Below are 17636 nucleotides of genomic sequence, written 5' to 3'. Positions count from 1 at the left end.
CTCACTGATTAAATTAAACCCATGTTTCTGAAGATTTTACGATCGGTGGCGATCGGGTTGGTTGTGGCAGCAATACTGTTGGTTTCGCTACCTTCGCTGCGCCAGAAGATCGCCCCGCTCGCGCCATCGAAGTTTGACAGTGCCGACGAAACACCGCTGAGCTATAACATCGCGGTGCGCCGGGCTGCGCCTGCCGTAGTGAACGTCTATAACCGCAGCGTGGGAAGCAATGCCCAGAACCAGCTGGAGATTAAAACCCTCGGTTCAGGCGTGATCATGGATGACCGCGGTTACATCATTACCAACAAGCACGTGATCAACGATGCTGAACAAATTATTGTTGCCTTACAGGATGGCAGGGTCTTCGAAGCCCTGCTGGTCGGCTCGGATAACCTCACTGATTTAGCCGTATTAAAAATTAACGCCACCGGCCTGCCTATCATCCCTATCAACAGTAAACGCCAGCCGCACATTGGCGACGTGGTCATGGCTATTGGTAACCCCTATAACCTGGGCCAGACGATTACTCAGGGGATTATCAGCGCCACGGGCCGTATTGGCCTTAGCCCATCCGGCCGCCAGTCTTTCCTGCAAACGGATGCTTCTATCAACCACGGCAACTCCGGCGGCGCGCTGGTGAACTCGCTGGGTGAGCTGATGGGGATCAACACCCTCTCCTTTGATAAGAGCAACGACGGTGAGACGCCGGAAGGGATCGGCTTTGCTATCCCAACCCAGCTGGCGACAAAAATTATGGATAAGCTGATCCGCGATGGCCGCGTGATCCGTGGTTATATCGGTATCGGCGGACGTGAGATCACCCCTCTGCACGGCCCGGCAACGGGTATCGATCAGATTCAGGGCATTATCGTTAACGAAGTATCACCGGACGGCCCGGCGGCAAAAGCGGGTATTCAGGTCAATGACGTGATTGTCTCCGTGAACAATAAGCCAGCCATTTCGGCGCTGGAGACGATGGACCAGGTTGCAGAGATTCGCCCAGGTTCGGTGATCCCGGTAGAAGTGATGCGCGAAGACAAAAAGCTCACGCTGCAGGTCACTATCCAGGAGTATCCCGCGGGAGGCTAAGAATTCTCAGGCATAAAAAAACCGGAACGGATGTTCCGGTTTTTTTTCATCACTTAGACGATCACTTGTTAACGAATTCTTCGCCCAGGGTGATGTCTTTCTTCAGCGTGTCCAGCATGCCTTCCAGCGCCTGATGCTCGAAAGCACTCAGTTTGCCGTAGGATTTATGCTCTGCAATGCCGTTTTTACCCAGCAGCAGCGGCTGAGAGAAGAAACGAGCGTGCTCGCCGTTGCCTTCCACATAAGCACACTCAACCACATTGCTTTCGCCCTGCAGCGCGCGTACCAGCGACAGACCAAAGCGTGCTGCGGCCTGGCCCATAGACAGCGTGGCGGACCCGCCGCCGGCTTTCGCTTCAACGACTTCGGTGCCGGCGTTCTGAATACGTTTGGTCAGATCGGCAACTTCCTGCTCGGTGAAGCTGACGCCAGGGATCTGGGACAGCAGCGGCAGAATAGTGACGCCTGAGTGGCCGCCAATCACCGGGACTTCGATCTCGGTTGGCTTTTTGCCCTTCAGCTCGCCCACAAAGGTGTTGGAGCGGATGATGTCCAGCGTGGTCACGCCAAACAGCTTGTTCTTGTCGTATACGCCTGCTTTTTTCAACACTTCAGCAGCGATAGCAACGGTGGTGTTCACCGGGTTAGTGATGATACCGATACAGGCTTTCGGACAGGTTTTCGCAACCTGCTCGATGAGGTTTTTCACGATACCAGCGTTGACGTTAAACAGGTCAGAGCGATCCATACCTGGTTTACGAGCCACGCCTGCGGAGATCAGCACCACGTCAGCACCAACCAGTGCCGGGGTAGCGTCTTCGCCGCTGAAACCTTTAATTTTTACATCTGTAGGGATATGACTGAGGTCAACCGCTACCCCTGGGGTAACCGGTGCGATGTCATACAGTGAGAGTTCTGAACCTGAAGGCAGTTGGGTCTTGAGTAGAAGGGCAAGCGCCTGGCCGATACCGCCTGCCGCGCCGAGGACTGCAACTTTCATCCTAAACTCCTTATTATGGTTAGCAAATACGTGCCGTAACTCCATGCGGTGGCGACCATAATCCAGAGAGGGGGTAATTACAATCTTCCCGCCCTCAGAGTGCGACGTTACGCATTCCTCGAACGTTACTGCTGCATTTACTCGCCGGGTGGAACGACGCCTGAGCGCCCGGTCACTACCTGATGTTGTCACATCAACGGCGGTTACATTACACCTTAGCGATGCATCAAAACAACATCATTTTGATAACATTTAGTTCACTTTACGGCTTATTTCCGAGTCGTGACACAGGCATGTTCCTGGATAACGAAATTTGATAAAATCCGCCTCTTACATAACATTAATTCAGGCTTAATCTTTAGCCCGCATTTGCATAAAAATGCAATTAAATGCATAGTAATGTTATTCGTTTCCCTGCCTCAAGGTGATTCATGCGTAATTCCTCAAAACAAGAAGAACTGATCAAGGCCTTTAAGGCGCTTTTAAAAGAAGAAAAATTCAGCTCGCAGGGTGAAATTGTTCATGCTCTGCAGAACGATGGCTTTGAAAACATCAACCAGTCCAAAGTTTCCCGTATGCTGACCAAGTTCGGTGCGGTACGCACCCGCAACGCGAAAATGGAAATGGTTTACTGCCTTCCTGCTGAGCTTGGCGTGCCGACAACCTCCAGCCCGCTGAAGAATCTGGTGCTGGATATCGACTATAACGATGCGGTTGTCGTCATCCACACAAGCCCCGGCGCCGCGCAGCTGATCGCACGTCTTCTGGACTCACTGGGTAAAGCAGAAGGCATTCTTGGCACCATCGCCGGGGATGACACGATCTTCACGACGCCTGCCAATGACTTCACGGTCAAAGAGCTTTACGAAGCGATTCTGGCTCTGTTCGAACAGGAACTCTAGCCTCCCCGCTGGCCCGCTCTCTATGGCGGGCCTCCCCCCGCACGGTCGTCCCTTCTTTATTATCTTTCCCCGTTGGAAAACTTCCTCCCCTTCCTTGCCATAATAATTTCCTCTAAAAATTGTAGGCAATGTTTAATACCGCACAAATTATCAAAGCCAGCCATCCTTATGATTTTACTTACATTTAACATTTCATCGGCGATAAAAACGTCGTTTTAATAACTATAGGTAATAAAAAAAGCTTCTGTTAACGTAAAGTTTCATTGGGAATTGTTAGCAGGGTATTAATTTTCTGCGTTACTAGTGTATACTTGATTTTGTGATGAGGGTCACGAAATGAGGACCCCAACAAAAGAATACGACGAGGAAAAAATCATGAACATGAAAAATACATTAGTAACTGCAGGCCTGCTCTCAATGCTGTCATTCGGTGCTTTTGCCGCCACATCCGTTAACGCTGAACAGGCGCAAAACCTTCAGCCGGTAGGCACCGTTTCCATCAGCGGTATCGCCAGCTCGCCAATGGATATGCACCAGAAGCTGGAGCAGAAAGCCGAGCAGGAAGGGGCTTCATCCTACCGCATCATCGAAGCGCGCTCTGGCGACCAGTGGCACGCAACGGCTGAGCTGTATAAATAAACCCGCAGCGTTATAAGCCAGACCAGTAATCAACGAGACAATGAAATCAACAGTCGACGGCCCCAAGAACAATAAAAGCCGTATAGCCCTTCCGGCCGTCGTGAACCTTATTCAGGAGTAGACATCATGAAAACCACATTAACCATCGCAGCCGTCAGCCTTCTTTCCGTGCTCTCTTTCGGTGCCAGCGCAGCAGCGCAGCAAATCTCCAGCGAGCAGGCGCAGGGCATGCAGTCTATGGGTAGCATTTCTGTCAGCCAGGTTGGCAGCGCGCCGATGGATATGCGCCAGGAGCTGTCGCAAAAAGCAACTGAGAAAGGGGCTTCAGCGTATCGCATTACCGAAGCACGTTCTGGTGATACCCGCCACGCAACGGCTGAGCTGTACAAATAAACCCTCGTCGTCACGTCCGACGACTTTGCCCCCGCTCGCGGGGGCTTTTTTATGCCTGAACGTTGAAGCGCAGCTGGCCCTCAAGCTCCTCCTCTGCCTCATCAAACAGCAGAATCAGCGCGCCATAGCGGCGTCTTTGCATTTCCGGCAGGTTAACAAATTCGATCTCCGCCGGGAGCGGCAGACCTCCTCCCGTCACCACATCCCAAAGGCTGTCCAGATCGTGAACCTGTTTCTTCTCCAGCGCAAAAGTCTGGATAAAGCGGCGATAGAATGCTGGCTGGTCCTCTATCTGGCTAAAATCAAACGTATATTTTTTCATTTCCTGCCACCCCGCCGGAACACGCTCCGCATATCAGCACTTATAATCCGCCAATATGCAGGGTTTTCACTTCCAGAAACTCATCCAGCCCCAGCACCGAGCCTTCACGGCCAAGACCAGATTCTTTTACGCCGCCAAACGGCCCCAGCTCCGTGGACACCGCGCATTCGTTAATGCCGATCATGCCGCTTTCCAGCGCCTGCGAAACGCGGAAAACGCGCTTCAGATCCTGAGTATAGAAGTATGCCGCCAGGCCAAACGGCGTATTGTTGGCGCGCTCAATGACTTCCTCTTCCGTTTTGAAGCTGAAGCAGGCGGCCAGCGGACCGAACGTCTCCTCCTGCGCCAGCTTCATGTCATCGCTGGCGTTAACAATTACCGTAGGCTGCCAGAAGTTGCCGCCCAGCTCGTGGCTTTGGCCGCCTACCAGCGCCTTGCCGCCTTTTTCCAGCGCATCTTCGACGTGCTCCCGCACCTTATCGACCGCAGATTTTTCAATCAGCGGCCCAACAACCACGCCATCCTCAAGACCGTTTCCGACCTTCAGCGCTTTAACCGCATCCGCCAGCTTGCTGACGAATTCGTCATACACCCCTTCCTGAATAAAGAAGCGGTTGACGCTGACGCAGACCTGGCCCGCGTTACGGAATTTATTGGCGATGGCACCCTTCACGGCTGCGTCGATATCCGCATCGTCGAAGACGATATACGGCGCGTTGCCGCCCAGCTCCATCGACACTTTCTTCATGGTTTCAGCGGCGTTACGCACCAGCGTTTTGCCTACCGCCGTGGAACCCGTGAAGGAGATCTTACGGACATCGTGACTAGCCATAATAGCGTCACTGATTTCCGGCGTGTTCCCGGCAACGGCATTCAGCACGCCATCCGGGACGCCAGCTTTTTTCGCCAGCGCCAGCAGGGCAAAAGCGGACAGAGGCGTGTTGTTAGCCGGTTTGATTACGCCAGTACAGCCCGCTGCCAGAGCTGGCCCCAGCTTGCGGGTCAGCATCGCCATCGGGAAGTTCCAGGGAGTGATCGCGGCGACAACGCCAATCGGTTCGCGGGTGGCAAGAATGCGCGAGCCAGGCTTAGCGGGCGGAATAATTTCGCCGTTCGCACGCTTGGCCTGTTCAGCGAACCACTGGATGAAGCTGGCGGCGTACTCAACCTCACCCTCGGCCTCTTTCAGCGGCTTGCCCTGCTCGGTCGTCATTAATCGCCCCAGCCAGCTCTTGTTTTCGATTATCAGCTCGTACCAGCGATAGAGGATGGTTGAACGCTCCTTGGCGGTTTTCGCGCGCCAGGAAGGGAATGCTTTGGTCGCCGCCGCAATGGCTTCTTCGGTCTCATTCTTACCCGCTTTGGCAACCTTAGCGATGGTCTCGCCGGTCGCAGGGTTGATCACGTCAAAGGTCTTATCAAGTTTGCGCCATTCGCCGTTGACCAGATACCCGGTGTTGAATAGTTCACTGTCCTGGAGTGCCTGATTTGTCATAATTTTCTCCTGTTTTAAAAAGCACATCAGGTAAGTATAGATACAAAAAAGCCGACGCAGGGCGTCGGCTCGGGAACTCAGACTAGGCATCAATCAGCGCATGCTGATAGCGATGCAGCACGTCGGCAAGCCGTTTGACCGGCTCGGTCACCTGGAGGGGGGCCTCCCAGACCTTCAGCTTTTCCTGGTAAATCTCCAGCTCGCCGAGCAGCTGCTGGAAGTATTTACGCCGTTTGTCATCGTTAGAGGCCGAGATAACTTTGTCAGCCGTATTACGAAGCTGCCGGTGGAATGCGGAGAGATCGGCATTGATCGGTATCGGAGCGTCGCGCAGCCGCTGGTGCGCAATAATCAGGATCAGCGCCAGCCGGTAGCGTGCAATGTCGCCCGGGAACATATTCAGCAGCAGGTACAGCTGCTGATAAAGTGCGGGCAGGTGGTTTTCTTTGCGGCGCGCTTTATTGGTGGTTAATGCCGAAACGGCGGCCGACACAAACTGGTTGAGCAGCGTGCGCCCGGTACGCTCTTTCGAGTTGTCCCGCACCAGCAGAATCACCATCATCGCGAGGAAACAGCCGACAATCTGCCCCAGCGCGCTGTCCAGGAAGGAGCTGAAGTGAAAGGTCATCGGGTTATCCAGCACGATAACGTTAATCGTCCCGGCAAGCGCGCCCATGGAGCCCAGGCGCCGCTTTTGCACTTCGATACCAATGAAAAAGCCGAGCAGCGCAAGGCTGATACACAGCAGCAGCATGCTTTGCTGGGTTGAGGGAATGATAACCAGAAAATAGAGCGCACCCAGCGGCAGTGCCACCAGCATACCGTAAAGGAAATCCAGCGAGACCATACGCGGGTTAGGCAGGCGCATGGCAAGGGAGGTCACCACTGCAATCATCACCATCGCCCCGCTGCCGGAAGTCCAGCCGGTCCAAAGCCAGAACAGGCTTCCCAGACCACAAGCAATCGTCGTACGCCAGAAGTTAATCATCGCATGATGCCGCTCGGCGGACTGCACCTTAACCACCGTTTCGCCGCTCAGAATTTCTTCTTCTACGGCATTGATCCTGGCGTTGCTGGCGACCCCCCGCTTCAGCAGCAGAAAGCGCGTAGCGGCACCCACCCAGCTACTGATAGTGACAGGCGTATGTTTTTCACCGCTTGATGAGATAAAGCGGCGCAGCATCTTCAACTGCTTGTGAACGTCGGCGGCCGTCTCTACCGGCATTTCGAACAGCATTTTAAACTCTGGCGTGACGAACTCGGGACGCGTGTTCTGAATCAGATAGGTTTCCCCAGCCTGGGTAATCAGCGTCAGAGAGAGCGTATTGATAGCTTTCAGGCGACGGTTTGCCTGACCCCAGCGGGAGGATTCAATTTTCAGGTTCGATCGCATACCTTCCAGGGCCGTGGTACGCCGTACCAGGTTGGCCCAGGATTTATCGACCTCCTCTTTTTCACCGTGGGCGACGCAGAGCTGCATCAGGCGATACTGATCCACCAGCAGGTTATCCAGCTCGCGGTCAATCTCCTGCTTGATGGAGCGCGGGGAGAAGATTAGGTCAGCCAGGATAGCGCAGACGATACCGATAACGATTTCGCTACAGCGCTCAACGGCAAACTGCGGGGCCGTAACCGGGTTTGCCTGAATGGTGACGATAATAATCAGCGCCGTATAGCCCGACAGGCCCCAGGCGTAGGAGTTCTCTACCTTCACCAGCGAGGAGATCCAGGTGCAGAACCCTGCCCAGACGCAGCAGACCAGCAGCATCACGATCGGCGCGCGGATAAGCGTAGTGATAATGACCAGCGCCGCGATACAGCCGATAAACGTACCGATGATGCGGAGCATACCGCGATAGCGAATCGCACCGGAGTATGGCTCGCCACCTGCGGCAAACGCCGGGCCAGCCGCAACGATGGCGGCGGTTAAGACCGCCCAGCGCGGCGTTTCGAGCTCAAAGTGAAAGCCAACAAACAGCGCCAGCACGATGGCAAACGCCAGCTTGAAGGCGAAGCGCAGGTGAAAGGGTGAGATGGAGTACATATCAGCCGCGCTTAACCAAATTCACGCAGACGATGCATGAACTTGATAAATACGGAGTCCTGGCTGACATCCCGGTCTTTTTCACCGGTGACAACAACCGTGGCCGTGGTCCCCGCCGGGAACAGGTTGCCCTGTTGCTGGTCAAGGCGAATACGTACCGGCACGCGCTGCGCCAGGCGAACCCATTCCAGATTGGAGTCCACCGTCGCCATCCCTTTTGCATCGCTGGTGCTGCTGGCGTTGGTTACGCCTGCGGAAATACTGTCAACCGTACCGCGCAGCACGCGGTTGCTGCCAAGCGGGGTGATCTGCACGCGATAGCCCGGACGGATACCTTCGAGCTTGGTTTCTTCCATGTAGGCAAGAATGTAGAAGGTGTGCTGCTTCACCAGCGCCACGGCCGTTGAGCCACGGGTAATAAATTCCCCACCGTGAACGTTCAGGTTGGTCACCCAGCCATCTGCCGGGGCACGAATGACGGTACGTTGCAGGTCCAGCCGCGCCAGGTCACGCGTGGCTTCTGACTTCGCGAGCTGATGCAGCACGGTTTGCAGCAGGTTGTTGGACTGGTCAATCTCTTCACGAGACATGGCCTGGGTACCAAGCTGGTTACGTCGCCCTGCTTCGCGGCGCTTTTCGCTGGCTAAAGCTTTGTAATAAGCAACATCTGCCTCGGCCTGTTCCAGCGCTTTCTGATACCGTGGCTGGTCGATGGTGAACAGCACCTGATCTTTCTTCACAAGCTGGTTGTCATGAACCTGAACGGCAGTGATCAGGCCTGAGACGTCCGGGGCGATGGCGACAACGTCCGCGGTAAAGCGGGCGTCACGCGTCCAGGGTGACTCGGTGTAAAACGCCCAGGCACGGAAGATAGCGATAAAGGCCAGCAGCACAAGGATTAGCGTGATGGCGGTGCGGGTCATTTTTCTTGTAAGTGTTTTCACATCAACCTCAAACGAACAGCTGCGAGATGAGCCAGAACAGGCAGCAATAAAGCGCTGTATTGAACAATGCCGGATGCCAGACGAAATCATAGATGCCCGTAGGGGTCAGCAACCTGCGTACCAGCCAGAATACGGCCAGCGACAAAATCAGCTCAAAGAATATCGGTGGAAAGGACAGCCCGAATACCACGATAACCGGAAATAAAGTCATGTTAACCTTGTCTGAATAGTACTTGCGACACGCCCCCTGATAGTGAATCCGCGAAAGAGTTGCCGGGAACGGCAGGCGAGAACGCGGTATGGGTCGTGTTAATAATAATATATTAACGTAACTGTTACCCTGTTATCTATAATATGTGATCTAAATCACTTTTAACTCAGAGTGAACAATCAGAGTAAATTATGGAAAGACTTAAACGCATGTCGGTTTTTGCCAAAGTTGTCGAGCTCGGCTCGTTTACCGCCGCCGCAAGGCAATTGCAGATGAGCGTTTCGTCCATCAGCCAGACGGTTTCGAAGCTTGAAGACGAGCTTCAGGTAAAGCTCCTGAACCGCAGCACCCGCAGCATTGGCCTGACCGAAGCCGGGAAAATTTACTATCTCGGCTGCCGTAAAATGCTGCATGAGGCGCAGGAGGTTCACGAGCAGCTTTACGCTTTCAATAACACCCCCATCGGCACGCTGCGCATCGGCAGCTCTTCAACCATGGCACAGAATGTCCTCGCGAACATGACGGCGGAGATGCTCAAAGAGTACCCGGGGCTGACGGTAAACCTGGTCACCGGCATACCAGCTCCCGATCTGATAGCAGACGGTCTGGACGTGGTGATCCGCGTCGGCGCGCTCCAGGACTCCAGCCTGTTTTCGAAGCGGCTTGGGTCGATGCCGATGGTCATCTGCGCGTCGAAAACCTATCTTCAGCAAAACGGCGAGCCCGAAAAACCGGCCGACCTGGCCAATCATTCATGGCTGGAGTATAGCGTACGTCCCGATAACGAATTTGAGCTGATTGCACCGGAAGGTTTGCCGACTAAGATCATCCCGCAGGGGCGATTTGTGACTAACGATCCCATGACGCTCTCGCGCTGGCTGAAAGCCGGTGCGGGGATCGCATACGTGCCGATCATGTGGGTGATCGATGAAATCAACAGCGGCGACCTGGAGATCTTATTCTCGCGCTACCAGTCCGATCCTCGTCCGGTGTACGCGCTGTATACCGAAAAGGATAAGCTGCCGCTGAAGGTGCAGGTGTGCATTAACTATCTGACGGAGTATTTCGTGAAGGTGGCGCAGCTGTATCAGGGGATGCGGGAAAGGAATGGCAGAGGGTCAGAAAACAGCCGGGGCTAGCCCCGGCCATAGGTTAATGCTTAAGCGGTGCCGCCAACCGTCAGGTTATCGACCTTGAGCGTAGGCTGGCCTACGCCAACCGGCAGGCTCTGCCCCTCTTTGCCGCAGACGCCTACGCCGTTATCCAGCGCCAGGTCGTTACCGACCATCGAGATCTGCTGCATGGTTTCAATGCCCGAGCCAATCAGCGTCGCGCCTTTCACCGGTTTGGTCACTTTACCGTTCTCGATGAGGTACGCTTCTGAAGTAGAGAAGACGAACTTGCCGGAGGTGATATCCACCTGGCCGCCGCCGAAGTTAGGCGCATAGATGCCGTACTCGACGGATTCGATGATCTCCTGCGGCGTGGATTTCCCGGCAAGCATATAGGTGTTGGTCATACGCGGCATTGGCAGGTGCGCGTAAGATTCACGGCGCCCGTTACCTGTTGGCGCCACGCCCATCAGACGCGCGTTCAGCTTGTCCTGCATGTAGCCTTTCAGAATACCTTTTTCGATCAGCACGTTGTACTGGCCCGGTACGCCTTCGTCGTCAATGGCAACAGAACCACGGCGGTTGGCCATGGTGCCGTCGTCCACAACGGTACACAGTTCTGAGGCGACAAGCTGGCCCATCTGGCCGCTGAATACGGAAGTGCCACGACGGTTAAAATCGCCTTCCAGACCGTGCCCCACGGCCTCGTGCAGCAGCACGCCCGGCCAGCCAGCCCCAAGCACCACCGGGAACATACCGGCCGGTGCCGCAACGGCAGACAGCGTAATCAGCGCCATACGCACGGCTTCCTTCGCCCATGCGTCGGCACGCACTTCACCGTCTACGGTTTCGAGGAAATAGTCATAGCCAAAACGACCGCCGCCGCCGCTCGATCCGCGCTCGCGCTTGCCGTCTTCTTCCACCTGTACGCTGACGGACAGACGCACCAGCGGGCGAACGTCCGCCGCCAGGGTGCCGTCGGTCGCCGCGACCAGAATTAATTCATACACGCCGGTCAGGCTCGCCGTCACTTCCTGCACGCGCTTGTCCGCGGCTCGCGCCACGCTATCCACACGCTTGAGGATATCGAGCTTCTCTTCACGGGTCATGCTCTGCAAAGGATCGGCGCTGGTATACAGCGCGCTGTGCTGCACCGCCCCCAGAGTACGCGCACGGCCATCGCCCTGTTCACGCACGATGCTGCGGGCCGCATGAGCGCTTTGCTCAAGCGCCAGCAGGCTTATCTGGTCCGCATAGGCGAAACCGGTCTTTTCCCCACTCACGGCGCGTACACCGACACCCTGGTCAATGTTGTACGAGCCGTCTTTAATAATGCGGTCTTCTAATACCCAGGATTCGTGATAACTGGACTGGAAATAGAGATCGCCATAGTCGAGTCGACGCTCGGACAGCTGTCCCAGAATGGAAAACAGATCTTGATGGTTTAAGCCATTCGCAGACAGCAACTGCTCACTTACCAGGTTCAGACTCATCGTTTGGCTACTCTTATTTGTCTATCGATTGGAGATATCTATTGAGCTTGCGGCAATTAGCTTCTCGCGTCAAATCACTTAACGTCCTTGACGCGAGGCTGGCGCAGCACTTCGTTGATTTTTGGATCGTCTATCGGACCGGTGATGTGGTAGCGCAGCACGGAGATTTTACTCCACAGCGGCCCCAGCACCTTACTGGCGGCGAACACCGCGGCTCCGACGATCGGGTTGATGACGAAGGCCGTCGCAACGCCCACCGTGGCGGAGATTTCCGGTGCCACGACGGCTTCCATGTCGAGCTGGCGACGGACCAGGTCCACGGAGCCTTTCATCGCGATGTCCGCTTCCAGACCGTCCACCAGCGTGTCATCGGTGTGCATCACGCCGTCTTTAATCCAGGCGGTGCTGCGGATGGAGTCAAAGTAGAACCCGTTCCCGAAGGTATCGCTGAAATCAAAGCGCAGCTTGCGCAGCAGCGCATCGAAGCTGACCAGCCGCAGCAGCTGGCCCGCGTGTCCCGTGCCGAGGTCGGAAATCTGTCCTTTGCCCAGATGGGTATGAAGAATGCCGTTCAGGGAAGAGACTTCCGGCTTCCACGGTTCGGCGCGCCAGTGCAGGTCGTAATCCACATCAAACGGGGAGTCCTGGATTGGCGTTTTGGCGCCGAAGAAGTTGGTCGCCGCATCCAGCTTTTTGCCCTTCAGCTTGCCCTTCATGGAAGTGCGCACTTCGCCCGGGCCGTTCACCCACTCACCGTTGCCCGTGAGGCGCGCAAAACCGTTGTCCACCAGACCGTTGCTGAGTTTCAGCGTATCGCCCTTAATGGCGATATCCCCGTCGATGCGGCCATATTTCTGCCCCCACAGCCAGCATTCGGCGCAGCGCAGCTGCAGATCTGGCCAGTCCCGGAAGCTTATCGCGTCATTTTTCGGGGCGGAAGTACCGCTCGGCGGTGCGGACGAATTAGCGATGCTCCAGGCCGGGTTGAAGTAGAGATACTTAATCTCCGCCTGCCACGGTGCGCTATCGCGAATATTGAGCGTGCCGTTGATTTCCCTCCCCTGGGCATTGATTTGCGTCCCGCCAGGTAACTGTTTCGACACCAGGCTCAGGTTATTCCAGACCTGGCCGCCCATAGTCAGCGCTGGCGTGCGCAGCGTAATGTCAGACGGGAACTGAGCGGAGTTGCTGACCTGCTCCGTTGCGCCCTGGCTAAAGAGGGCCAGCCACTGGGCGCCGTCCATCGCGGGCAAATCAAGCTCCAGTCCCTGCCGATCCGGCAACGGCGGCACGGTATGGCTGTTGGTGGCCCAGATAGCGCGGTCGAGGGTGAGCTTTTTGTTAAGCAGCCAGCGGCTCGAGAAGTGATTGGTGCCCGCAGCGCTGCCCGTCAGGGTAAAACTGTTAAGATCGCCCTTCACCGCAATCTTCAGCGGCAGCGGCTCTCCCGCAGATTTATTGACCGGCTCAGGTAAGTGACTACTTACACTCTTCAGATCGGCGTCAACGTCGACGCTGTAGGTCGGTTTCCCTTTATAAGGCAGGGTGATCCCGACGTTGCCTTTCCACGCCGCGGTGCCGCTCAGCGCTTTGTTAATCTGCTCCGGCAGCACGCCCATTTTATTCGGCTGCCAGTTACCGTTGAGGTTGACGCCGATCTGGTAATCTTTGTCTCCCGTTCTGGTATCAAAATTGATTTCCAGCGGCTGATTAAACCAGGTCGCACGCAGCGGCTCGCTTTGCAGGTCGCCGTTCACGAAGCTGAATTTACCGCTGAGGTTTTTCAGCGTGCTGGACAGCGGCTTGATCAGCAGCGTGTTGTTGTTCAGCACCACGTCGCCTTTGGCGGTGGTCATCTTGCCGTCCAGCGGGATATCGAGATGTAAGCGAGCATTCACATCGCCGCCAATCTGGAGCTCATCCAGCGCCGCGCCCAGCGAATCCTCAAGCGGCGTCTCTTTAAAATAGGGACCAACCGCGCTGCCCGGCCCGCTGATATCGGCGTCGATCAGCAGCTTCTCTTTCGAGTAATCAGGAATGATGGCGGTCAGGTTGCGGGCCGTTACCCCACCGAGCTTCACGCCCGGGGTTTTCATCCACAGCCCGTCATTCAGAAAATCGAGCTCAATGTTGAGATTTTCAAGCGCGGGCCAGTCCGGCTGGAAGGCGTACTTCGCGTTACGCAGCGGCACCAGCACTTCAAACTGCCCTTCGTTGTGCTTATAAGGGAAGAGGTGCGGGTTGCCGCCGTACACCAGCGTGGCGCTGTCGGCCTGGCCGCCCTGAATCGCCCCGCTCAGGTAATCGACCAGCTCTTTGCCCATCAGGTTTTCCGGGAAATAGCGCCAGGCGTCCGCACCGTTGCTGGTGCTGATACCGGCCAGAATGCTCAGCCACGGATCGCCATCCGTGGGCTGGTAGTAGCGGAAATCGCCTCTCGCCCATAGCGAGCGGGCTTTGACATCAATTTTCTTACCGTCGAGCTGGAAGCCGTTGGCATTCTTTTGCCACTCAAGCGTGGCGGCCCCTTTCTCTACTTCCAGCGGCGCACGGAATACCGTCTCGTACGGCATCTTAGCCTGGCTCACCAGGGCGTTAAGCTGGCCGTGCTCCACGCTGCCGGTCACAGAACCGGAGAAATTCTCAATGCCCGGCAGCATCTTCCACTGGTGCCAGCTGACATCTTTCCAGCGCCCCTGCAGACGGGTTTTTTCCGTTTGCTGTAGGGGGATGTCCGCGGCCAGCACGTCGATGTGCCCGCGCGGCTGCATGATATTCCAGATTTCGCCAAGGTCAGGCGAGACCTTCGCGGCAATCGGCAGCAGGCCGTTGAAGCTTTCCAGCTCCATATTGGTGGCGCGAACGTGCAGCTCTTCGCTGCGCTTGCCTTCTTTGCCCCCGACGTCCTGCGGGCCAATCCAGGCCAGCGACAGCGAGCCTTTCGGCCACGTTTTGCCATCGAGGGTAATATTGGTCGACGGGATAGTCAGGTTCCAGCCGGCCTGGTCGCGGTTAACCCGGGCCATCAGGTTATCGACGGAAAGCGAGTGGTCGCTCTTATCGCCTTTCCAGCTCGTGCCGCCCTGCTTGAGCCAGATATTACCGCCTGCAATATCGCCTTTTTTAATATCCACCCAGGCTTCAAGGCTGAACTCAGCGTGCTGAAGCTCAATGTTGTCCTGCATCCAGCGGCCCAGCCAGGGCTTCACGTCAACCCGGTCGGCCTGCAGCCAGATTTTACCGATGTTCAGAATGCCGTTTTCGTCTCGCAGATCCATCCTGACGTTAGCCAGGCCATGCTGCCCGGTAAAGCTGGAAAGGCTGACCTGCCCTTCGGCGCGGTGACGATTTTTGGTGTTCAGCCAGTTCAGCTGGGGGATAGTCAGTTCGGCGCGCTGGCCTGAAAGCGTGAGGAAGCTAAGGGAGCTGTCGCGCAGATCGAAGTGATCGAACTGGCGCAGGAAAAGATCGCTGATTTTGCCCGGCTCAAACTTGCCGTCGCCGCGGTTCTGACTGAGCGGCGTGTTGCTGCGCATGTGAAGCTGATAGAAGGTGAGATCGCGGAACTGCCAGCGTGCGTGGATCAGGCTTTGCCAGACGTCCAGCGCCAGCGTCACGCGTTTGATGCGCATTTCACCGCCGTCTTTCAGGCCAGCTTTGATATCGCGAACGTCCAGCGTCGGGCCGAAATTTTCCCAGCTTGCTTTAATGTGGCTTGCATCCACCGGCGTGCCGGTCATGGCCTCAATTTTATCCAGCAGCGCCGGGCGCCAGGCATCCAGGTGCGGCAAAACGAGCCGCAGGCCACTGACCAGCAGTGCGACGATAACAATCAGCGTTGCGCCTGTGATCAGCAAAATGCCGGGCAGTCGCCTCATATCTCTCCTTGTCAGCCTTGCGGCCAGGTCACCCTGTACAGTCCATCCGTCAGGATAAACTACATCATTACGACGTCGAACTGCTCCTGATTATAGAGCGGCTCAATCTGGACTTTTACCTGCTTGCCGACAAAGATTTCTACCTCTGCCAGCGCGTGAGATTCTTCGCTTTTCAGCGCTTCGCCAACCGCCGGGGAGGCGTAAACCAGGAAACGGTCAGAATCGTAGGCATGATGTACGCGGACAATTTCACGCATGATCTCATAGCAGACGGTTTCGACGGTTTTTACGGTTCCGCGCCCGTGGCAGGTTGGGCAACCGGCGCACAGCACGTGTTCCACGCTTTCGCGCGTGCGCTTGCGGGTCATTTCCACCAGCCCCAGCTGTGAGAACCCATTAACGCTGGTTTTCACCCGGTCTTTACTTAGCGCCTGCTCAAGCGAGTGCAGCACCCGGCGGCGGTGGTCTTCGTTACTCATATCGATGAAATCGATAATGATAATGCCGCCAAGGTTACGCAGGCGCAGCTGGCGGGCAATCGCCTGGGTCGCTTCGATGTTGGTGTTGAAAATAGTATCGTCGAGGTTGCGGTGGCCCACAAACGCGCCGGTATTAATGTCTACGGTAGTCATCGCTTCGGTCTGATCGATAACCAGATAGCCGCCGGACTTAAGCTCGACCTTACGCTCAAGGGCGCGCTGGATTTCATTTTCCACGTCAAACAGGTCGAAAATGGGCTGGCGGCCCGTGTAATGTTCTATGTTGCCGTGCACCTCAGGCATATACTCTTCGGTGAACTCGAGCAGCATCTCATAGGTCTGCCGCGAGTCAACCCGGATGCGGTCCAGCGCTGCGTCTGCAAAATCGCGCAGCACGCGCTGGGCTAATGCCAGCTCGCCGTAGAGTTCACAGCGGGTTTTATTTCGTTTTTTACGCTCGCTGACTTTGGTCCAGACGCGTTTAAGGTAGGCTGCATCAGATGCCAGATCCTCTTCACAGACCCCTTCCGCCGCGGTGCGAATAATAAACCCGCCCTGTTCGTCACAGTAAGCGTTGACCACACGTTTTAAACGTTCCCGCTCTTGTTCGCTTTCAATACGCTGGGAAACCCCCACGTGGGAAGCCCCGGGCATAAACACGAGGTAGCGGGATGGTAGGGTAATGTCTGTTGTCAGGCGGGCACCTTTGGTTCCCAACGGATCCTTCACCACCTGCACCATTAAATCCTGGCCCTGGCGCACCAGCTCAGAGATATCGCGGACCGTGAAGTTTTTACGCTCTTCCCCTGCCACGCATTCGGTGTGCGGCATGATGTCGGAGGCGTGAAGAAACGCTGCCTTATCAAGGCCAATATCTACAAATGCCGCCTGCATGCCCGGTAGCACCCGGCTGACACGACCTTTGTAGATATTCCCTACAATTCCTCGGCGTGCTTCACGCTCGATGTGGATTTCCTGCAGTATTCCGCCGTCAATATAGGCCACCCGCGTTTCTGAAGGGGTAACATTGACCAGTAATTCAGCCGTCATCTTTTCCTCGTCCATCACGCAGCGCGTGAAAATTACTCAGTAATTCATAGGTTTCAACCAGCGGCAGGCCGACAACCGCATGGTAACTGCCGTTAATTTTTCTGACGAAACAGCCGCCCAGGCCCTGAATGCCATAAGCGCCCGCTTTATCCATGGGCTCACCGCAGGCAACGTAATCGGCAATATCCTGCTCGGATAAACTGCGGAAGGTCACGTCCGTCACCACCAGGCAATCGAGCACCGTCTGACTGTCCGCCAGCGCAACCGCCGTCATCACCTGATGCTGATGGCCAGAGAGTAATCGTAGCATCTGAACAGCATGTTGTTGATCGCGAGGCTTTTCCAGCACTTCTCCATTGTAGATAACAATGGTGTCCGCACCTAATACCGGTAAATCGCGCGGGGCCAGCGCGACGCCCGCCAGCGCTTTGTCCCGTGCCAGGCGTCGAACATACTGCTCCGCACTTTCGTGCGCCAGACGCTGCTCTTCAACATTCGTGACGATACGTTCGAAGCTGACGCCAAGCTGGGTCAGTAATTCCTGGCGGCGCGGCGAGCCGGAGGCGAGATACAAAGCTGTCATGA

Annotated in this window: 15 protein-coding genes; 5 read left to right on the top strand and 10 right to left on the bottom strand. The window is 55.9% G+C overall.

What is annotated here, in order from left to right:
* Positions 1 to 21 precede the first annotated feature (21 nt).
* Positions 22 to 1089 carry an outer membrane-stress sensor serine endopeptidase DegS gene (degS, locus tag AAE045_RS19050; RefSeq protein ID WP_455549052.1) on the top strand — a complete coding sequence of 356 codons (1068 nt, stop codon included), beginning with the start codon at positions 22 to 24 and terminating at the stop codon, positions 1087 to 1089.
* A 61-nt stretch (positions 1090 to 1150) separates the two neighbouring features.
* On the opposite strand, the gene mdh is transcribed toward degS, so the two are convergent.
* Positions 1151 to 2089, bottom strand: a complete 939-nt coding sequence (mdh, locus tag AAE045_RS19045) for a malate dehydrogenase (RefSeq protein WP_455426688.1) — start codon at positions 2087 to 2089, stop codon at positions 1151 to 1153.
* Positions 2090 to 2520: 431 nt separating this feature from the next.
* Here mdh and argR point away from each other — a divergent pair, with 431 nt between their 5' ends.
* The 3 genes from argR (at position 2521) to yhcN (AAE045_RS19030) (ending at position 4023) form a co-directional block, all read left to right on the top strand.
* Positions 2521 to 2991: an arginine repressor gene (gene argR, locus AAE045_RS19040; protein WP_455426687.1), complete on the top strand. Its 471-nt coding sequence runs from the start codon at positions 2521 to 2523 to the stop codon at positions 2989 to 2991.
* Between the two features lie 375 nt (positions 2992 to 3366).
* Positions 3367 to 3630 (top strand): peroxide/acid stress response protein YhcN, encoded by a 264-nt coding sequence (gene yhcN, locus AAE045_RS19035; protein ID WP_455549051.1) that lies wholly within the window; start codon positions 3367 to 3369, stop codon positions 3628 to 3630.
* 126 nt (positions 3631 to 3756) lie between these two features.
* Complete coding sequence (yhcN, locus tag AAE045_RS19030; RefSeq protein ID WP_455426685.1) at positions 3757 to 4023, top strand: YdgH/BhsA/McbA family protein; 267 nt, start codon at positions 3757 to 3759, stop codon at positions 4021 to 4023.
* Between the two features lie 49 nt (positions 4024 to 4072).
* Here yhcN (AAE045_RS19030) and AAE045_RS19025 read toward each other — a convergent pair whose 3' ends face one another.
* From AAE045_RS19025 to aaeX, 5 genes are all read right to left on the bottom strand, one after another.
* A complete protein-coding gene (locus AAE045_RS19025) occupies positions 4073 to 4345 on the bottom strand; it encodes a barstar family protein (protein ID WP_455549050.1) in 273 nt (90 codons plus the stop codon).
* A 40-nt stretch (positions 4346 to 4385) separates the two neighbouring features.
* The gene (locus tag AAE045_RS19020; RefSeq protein WP_455549049.1) at positions 4386 to 5840 is read right to left on the bottom strand and encodes an NAD-dependent succinate-semialdehyde dehydrogenase; all 1455 of its coding nucleotides are present in this window, start codon (positions 5838 to 5840) and stop codon (positions 4386 to 4388) included.
* An 82-nt stretch (positions 5841 to 5922) separates the two neighbouring features.
* Positions 5923 to 7884: a p-hydroxybenzoic acid efflux pump subunit AaeB gene (gene aaeB, locus AAE045_RS19015; protein ID WP_455549048.1), complete on the bottom strand. Its 1962-nt coding sequence runs from the start codon at positions 7882 to 7884 to the stop codon at positions 5923 to 5925.
* 11 nt (positions 7885 to 7895) lie between these two features.
* Positions 7896 to 8828, bottom strand: coding sequence for a p-hydroxybenzoic acid efflux pump subunit AaeA (gene aaeA / locus AAE045_RS19010; RefSeq protein ID WP_455549047.1), 933 nt, complete (start codon positions 8826 to 8828; stop codon positions 7896 to 7898).
* Positions 8829 to 8835: 7 nt separating this feature from the next.
* Positions 8836 to 9039, bottom strand: coding sequence for a p-hydroxybenzoic acid efflux pump operon protein AaeX (aaeX, locus tag AAE045_RS19005; RefSeq protein ID WP_455549046.1), 204 nt, complete (start codon positions 9037 to 9039; stop codon positions 8836 to 8838).
* A 191-nt stretch (positions 9040 to 9230) separates the two neighbouring features.
* On the opposite strand from aaeX, the gene aaeR reads away from it, so the two are divergent.
* Complete coding sequence (gene aaeR, locus AAE045_RS19000; protein WP_455549045.1) at positions 9231 to 10178, top strand: HTH-type transcriptional activator AaeR; 948 nt, start codon at positions 9231 to 9233, stop codon at positions 10176 to 10178.
* Between the two features lie 20 nt (positions 10179 to 10198).
* Here aaeR and tldD read toward each other — a convergent pair whose 3' ends face one another.
* From tldD to AAE045_RS18980, 4 genes are all read right to left on the bottom strand, one after another.
* Positions 10199 to 11644 carry a metalloprotease TldD gene (gene tldD / locus AAE045_RS18995; RefSeq protein ID WP_455549044.1) on the bottom strand — a complete coding sequence of 482 codons (1446 nt, stop codon included), beginning with the start codon at positions 11642 to 11644 and terminating at the stop codon, positions 10199 to 10201.
* A gap of 74 nt (positions 11645 to 11718) precedes the next feature.
* Positions 11719 to 15522 (bottom strand): AsmA2 domain-containing protein YhdP, encoded by a 3804-nt coding sequence (gene yhdP, locus AAE045_RS18990; RefSeq protein ID WP_455549043.1) that lies wholly within the window; start codon positions 15520 to 15522, stop codon positions 11719 to 11721.
* Between the two features lie 59 nt (positions 15523 to 15581).
* A complete protein-coding gene (gene rng, locus AAE045_RS18985) occupies positions 15582 to 17051 on the bottom strand; it encodes a ribonuclease G (protein ID WP_455549042.1) in 1470 nt (489 codons plus the stop codon).
* The gene (locus tag AAE045_RS18980; RefSeq protein WP_455549041.1) at positions 17041 to 17634 is read right to left on the bottom strand and encodes a Maf family protein; all 594 of its coding nucleotides are present in this window, start codon (positions 17632 to 17634) and stop codon (positions 17041 to 17043) included. Before AAE045_RS18980 ends, rng begins: the two co-directional genes overlap by 11 nt.
* Positions 17635 to 17636 lie beyond the last annotated feature (2 nt).

It is taken from the genome of Dryocola clanedunensis (genome assembly GCF_038405435.1).
Taxonomy (GTDB): domain Bacteria; phylum Pseudomonadota; class Gammaproteobacteria; order Enterobacterales; family Enterobacteriaceae; genus Dryocola; species Dryocola clanedunensis_A.
The sequence above is the reverse complement of the archived record's forward strand: the minus strand, read 5'-3'. Positions and strand labels throughout refer to the sequence as shown.

Bases quoted from the DNA above. Each gene is read 5' to 3' on its own strand.
- AAE045_RS18980 (WP_455549041.1), bottom strand. From the start codon at position 17,634: ATGACAGCTTTGTATCTCGCCTCCGGCTCGCCGCGCCGCCAGGAATTA.
- yhcN (WP_455549051.1), top strand. From the start codon at position 3,367: ATGAACATGAAAAATACATTAGTAACTGCAGGCCTGCTCTCAATGCTG.
- aaeX (WP_455549046.1), bottom strand. From the start codon at position 9,039: ATGACTTTATTTCCGGTTATCGTGGTATTCGGGCTGTCCTTTCCACCG.
- yhcN (WP_455426685.1), top strand. From the start codon at position 3,757: ATGAAAACCACATTAACCATCGCAGCCGTCAGCCTTCTTTCCGTGCTC.
- argR (WP_455426687.1), top strand. From the start codon at position 2,521: ATGCGTAATTCCTCAAAACAAGAAGAACTGATCAAGGCCTTTAAGGCG.
- aaeB (WP_455549048.1), bottom strand. From the start codon at position 7,884: ATGTACTCCATCTCACCCTTTCACCTGCGCTTCGCCTTCAAGCTGGCG.
- rng (WP_455549042.1), bottom strand. From the start codon at position 17,051: ATGACGGCTGAATTACTGGTCAATGTTACCCCTTCAGAAACGCGGGTG.
- tldD (WP_455549044.1), bottom strand. From the start codon at position 11,644: ATGAGTCTGAACCTGGTAAGTGAGCAGTTGCTGTCTGCGAATGGCTTA.
- yhdP (WP_455549043.1), bottom strand. From the start codon at position 15,522: ATGAGGCGACTGCCCGGCATTTTGCTGATCACAGGCGCAACGCTGATT.
- mdh (WP_455426688.1), bottom strand. From the start codon at position 2,089: ATGAAAGTTGCAGTCCTCGGCGCGGCAGGCGGTATCGGCCAGGCGCTT.
- degS (WP_455549052.1), top strand. From the start codon at position 22: ATGTTTCTGAAGATTTTACGATCGGTGGCGATCGGGTTGGTTGTGGCA.
- AAE045_RS19025 (WP_455549050.1), bottom strand. From the start codon at position 4,345: ATGAAAAAATATACGTTTGATTTTAGCCAGATAGAGGACCAGCCAGCA.
- aaeR (WP_455549045.1), top strand. From the start codon at position 9,231: ATGGAAAGACTTAAACGCATGTCGGTTTTTGCCAAAGTTGTCGAGCTC.
- AAE045_RS19020 (WP_455549049.1), bottom strand. From the start codon at position 5,840: ATGACAAATCAGGCACTCCAGGACAGTGAACTATTCAACACCGGGTAT.